The organism is Dietzia sp. Cai40 (genome assembly GCF_014145165.1).
Lineage (GTDB): Bacteria > Actinomycetota > Actinomycetes > Mycobacteriales > Mycobacteriaceae > Dietzia > Dietzia natronolimnaea.
In genome coordinates this window covers 1-3,905 of sequence record NZ_JAALEB010000134.1, presented here as the reverse complement: position 1 = coordinate 3,905, position 3,905 = coordinate 1, and the positions used below count along the sequence as shown (strand labels likewise).

4 protein-coding genes and 1 pseudogene are annotated in these 3,905 nt (G+C 70.6%); 2 read left to right on the top strand and 3 right to left on the bottom strand.

From position 1 onward, the window contains the following. Positions 1–64 precede the first annotated feature (64 nt). The gene (locus tag G6022_RS06050) at positions 65–1,141 is read left to right on the top strand and encodes a DUF368 domain-containing protein (protein ID WP_241731078.1); all 1,077 of its coding nucleotides are present in this window, start codon (positions 65–67) and stop codon (positions 1,139–1,141) included. 40 nt (positions 1,142–1,181) lie between these two features. On the opposite strand, the gene G6022_RS06045 is transcribed toward G6022_RS06050, so the two are convergent. The 3 genes from G6022_RS06045 to G6022_RS06035 are packed head-to-tail and all read right to left on the bottom strand — an operon-like array spanning position 1,182 to position 3,204. Beyond that, the gene (locus G6022_RS06045) at positions 1,182–1,769 is read right to left on the bottom strand and encodes a dihydrofolate reductase family protein (protein ID WP_182610750.1); all 588 of its coding nucleotides are present in this window, start codon (positions 1,767–1,769) and stop codon (positions 1,182–1,184) included. Between the two features lie 57 nt (positions 1,770–1,826). After that, positions 1,827–2,810, bottom strand: a complete 984-nt coding sequence (locus G6022_RS06040; RefSeq protein ID WP_182610751.1) for an SRPBCC family protein — start codon at positions 2,808–2,810, stop codon at positions 1,827–1,829. Positions 2,811–2,856: 46 nt separating this feature from the next. Further along, a complete protein-coding gene (locus tag G6022_RS06035; RefSeq protein WP_179523520.1) occupies positions 2,857–3,204 on the bottom strand; it encodes a metalloregulator ArsR/SmtB family transcription factor in 348 nt (115 codons plus the stop codon). A 92-nt stretch (positions 3,205–3,296) separates the two neighbouring features. On the opposite strand from G6022_RS06035, the pseudogene G6022_RS06030 reads away from it, so the two are divergent. Continuing rightward, positions 3,297–3,905: pseudogene (locus tag G6022_RS06030) on the top strand (helicase SNF2); the annotation flags it as partial.

Here is a 3,905-nt window from a genome sequence, read left to right as displayed (position 1 = left end):
AGTGATGGCCCGTGGGCGGGGTGGTGACTGGGCTTCGGGGTGGGTCGTCGGGGAAAGTGGAGGGATGTCTGTCGAGTCACCACGGCCTGCGTCCACCCCGGAACCGGGCGGGACGCCCCCCGGCGCCGCAGCGGAGTCGGTTCATCACGACCCCGTCGCGGACTCGGATCTGGACCCGCGGTCGCCGCTCCCCGCCCGACCCGGGCCGCTCGGGATGGTCGGGAACGCACTGCGCGGTGCGCTGATCGGCATGGCCGAGCTCGTGCCCGGCGTCTCGGGCGGCACGGTCGCACTGGTGACCGGCGTGTACCCACGGTTGCTGGACTCGGGCGCGCACGTGGTGGACGGGATGCGGTCGGCGATCCTCGGCCCGGACCGCCGGGCGCGCACGTCCGCGGCCTTCCGTCACGTGGACTGGTGGCTGCTGCTCCCGCTCGCGGTGGGCATGCTGGCGATGGTCTTCACCATGGCCGGGGTGCTCAAGGGCTTCGTCGAGGGGAGCCCGGAGATCGCACGCGGGCTGTTCCTCGGCATGGTCGCGGCGAGCATCGCGGTGCCGCTGGGGATGGCGCGGGCCACCCCGGGTGGACGGAACTGGGCTCTGGGGCTGATCTTCGTCGGCGGCGCGGGGCTGGCGTTCGTGCTGTCCGGGTTGCCCAGCGGGACGATCAGCGACCCGTCCTACCTGCTGGTGTTCGTGGCCGCCGCGGTGGCGATCTGCGCGCTGGTCCTGCCCGGTGTGTCGGGTTCGTACCTGCTGCTCGCGATGGGGCTCTACGCGCCGACCCTCGGAGCCGTGGACGACCGGAACTTCGCCTACCTCGGGGTGTTCGCGCTCGGTGCGCTCGTCGGGATCTCGCTCTTCGTCAAGATCCTCGACCGGTTGCTCGAGGACTTCCGCAAGCCCACCCTCATCGCCATGGCCGGCCTGATGCTCGGCTCCCTGCGGGCCCTGTGGCCCTGGCAGACCGAGGAGGCCGACATCCTGGCGCCGGGGTCCGACTGGCCGGTCGTCCTGGCCGCGGTGGGGGTCGGCGTCGTGGTGGTGATGATCGTCCTGGCCGTCGAACGGTTCTTCGCGGCCAAGGCGGCGACCACGGACCCGGACCCGCGGGTCACGGCGCTCGAGGACCGGGAGTAGGCGGCCCGGCCGGATCGATGATCAACTGCGGCGTCGACCGTCAGTCGTCCTCCTTCCGGGCGACGTCGAAGACCATCTTCTGGACGCCGTTGCCGTAGGCCTCGTGCTCGGTGAGGATTAGCGGGATGGCGTCGACGTCGGCCGCGCCGAAGAGGCGCCGTCCCGCGCCGAGCAGGAGCGGGAAGACCAGGAGGTGGTACCGGTCGACCAGGCCCGCCTCGGACAGGGAGTGGCCGAGGGTCGCGCTGCCGTGGACGAGGATCGGGCCGCCGTCGGTCTCCTTGAGCCGCGCCACGTCCTCGACCGAACGCAGGATGGTCGTCGGTCCCCAGTTGTCCACGAGGTCGTCGGCGGTCAGGGTGGTGGACACCACGTACTTCGGTAGTCCGTTGTACCTGGCGAAGTCCTCCGTCATCTCCGGCCAGACCGGGGAGAACGCCTCGTAGCTGCGGCGACCCAGTAGGAGGGCGGTGGCCTCGTCCTGCTCGCGTCCCTTGATCTCGTAGGCGGCCTCGTCGAAGGGGATGTCCCGGTAGGTCCAGCCGGCGTTGCGGTAGCCCTCCTCGCCGCCGGGTGCCTCCATGACCCCGTCGAGCGACATGAAGGCGGTGATGATGAGCGTGCGCATGTGGGTCCTCTCGGTGTGCGCTGGTGTCGTGGCGCGGGGAGGGCGCCCGGTGACGTCTCAGGCGTGGGCCAGGACCTCCGACTCGAGCCGCCGGTACCCGGCCTCCATCCCGTCGACCATGCCGGTGCCGAGGATCATGTCGCGGAGCTCGGCGCTGTCGTAGGTGATGACGAGCGTCATCAGGGTCCCGTCCCCGACGGCTGTGAGGGTCTGCTCGTTGCGCGTCGGTGGCGCGTCGGCCCCCTCCATCGTCTCGGTGAAGACCTCGCGGTGCGGAGGGTCGGTCTCGATGAGCTCTCCGACGAGCGCGAACGCCTCGCCCTCGACCCCGGCGTCGGGGGCCCACTCGAAGCGGGTGGTCTCGCCGGGCGCTGAGGCGACCCGGCAGCCGACCAGGGCCCAGCCGTCGGGGCCGTGGAACCACCGGTTCAGCAGTTCCGGCTCGTGGTGTGCGTCCCAGACCTGCTGGGGTGTGCCCCGCAGGATCCGGGTGAAGCGCACCTGCGTGTCGCTGAGGAGCTGCGCTGCGGTCGCGCGGTCGGCGGCGAAGGAGCGCAGGTCTGCCAGGACGTCGTCGATCTGCGCCATCGCGGAGCGGGTGCCCTCCTCCATGCCCAGCTCGAGCAGCTGCTCGAGTTGGTCGAGGCTGGTGAAGTACGTGGTGGTGGTCAGGCGGGCGCCGCTGTCGGTCTCCTCGAAGGAGAACACCGCGCGCATCGTCGGCATCTCGGGGTTGGGGCGGCCGTCCTCGTCGGTGAAACCGTCCAGGATCTCGAACGAGCCCCCCTCGATCACGGACAGGTACTCCCAGTAGCCGCCGCTGCGGGCTCCGTCCGGCCCGGTCATGTAGTACTCGGACCGGCCGCCCGGGTAGATGTCGTGACGGGTGAAGGTCGCCGGCCACTCCGGCGGTCCCCAGAACCTCTCGAGCTGGCGCGGGTCCACGTACGCGTCCCAGAGCCGGCGGACCGTCACGGGGAAGTCGGCGACGATGGTCATCGTCAGCTCCTCGAGGTCCTTGTCTACGGATGTCACTGGCATGATCGGATCCTTCTCCCTCGGTGGTGGTCGTACATTGTGCTTGTGGTCAGTCGTCGGCGAGCAGGGCGTCGAGCCTGTCGATGCGCCCCCGCCAGAGGCGCTCGAAGCCGTCCAACAGGGTCTGGGCCCTGCGGATCGCCTCGGGGTTGCCCCGGATCCGGCGTTCGCGTCCGTGGCGGTCGTCGGTCACGAGTCCGGCCTCCTCGAGGACGTTGACGTGCTTGCGGACCGCCGCGAACGACATGTCGTAGTGATGGGCGAGGTCGGAGATGGAGCACTCGTCGGTGAGCGTGCGACGGACGATGTCCCGGCGTGTGGCGTCGGCCAGCGCCCGGAACAACCGATCCACGTCGTCGTCACTGAGATCCACCCCGCGTGTGTGATATGAAACCATTTGGTTTCATGTTAGGTCGCGGCGGGGACCGGGTCAATGGTGCGGCCCAACTCGCCCGCCGCGATGTCGTGGGTCGCCCCTACTCTGGGTGCGTGCGGTCGAGCGTGAGGGTCCCCGAGTCCGAGGTCGAGCGGTTCGTCGGGACGGCGGCCCTGGCACGTGCGCGCCCTTATGTGAACCCGGACGCAATCGGCGACGTGAGCTACAACCCCGGTTCGCGGACGCTGTCCGCACTGGTCACGGGCAGCGGCGGGCGCCGGTATCGGACCGAGGTCGCCTTCGGGCATCCCGATGCGAGCGGTTGGTCCCGGCCGAAGCTCAGCACGTGCACGTGCCCGGTGGCGATGCGGTGCAAGCACGCCGCGGCGCTCATGTTGTTCGCCGGCGTGGATCCGGACGGCGGCGCACACAGCGGGGTAGGCGGCGGGGAACCGGTACCTGAATGGCGGCGGCGGGTCGAAGAGATGATGCACGGCACGGCGCAGCAGGCCCGACCGCGGGAGTCCGAGGTCTATGGACTGCAGCTGTCGGTGGTGGCGGACGAGACCGTGGACGACGGCTGGACCGGTGGGTTGCGGCCCGGGTTGGGCAACCGGCTCCGGGCGCGCATCGTGGTCCCGGGCAGGGGCGGGCGGTGGAAGTCGGCGGGGGTGGAATGGGACCGGCTGCGCTACGGCTGGACCGCGGACATGAGCGCCGCC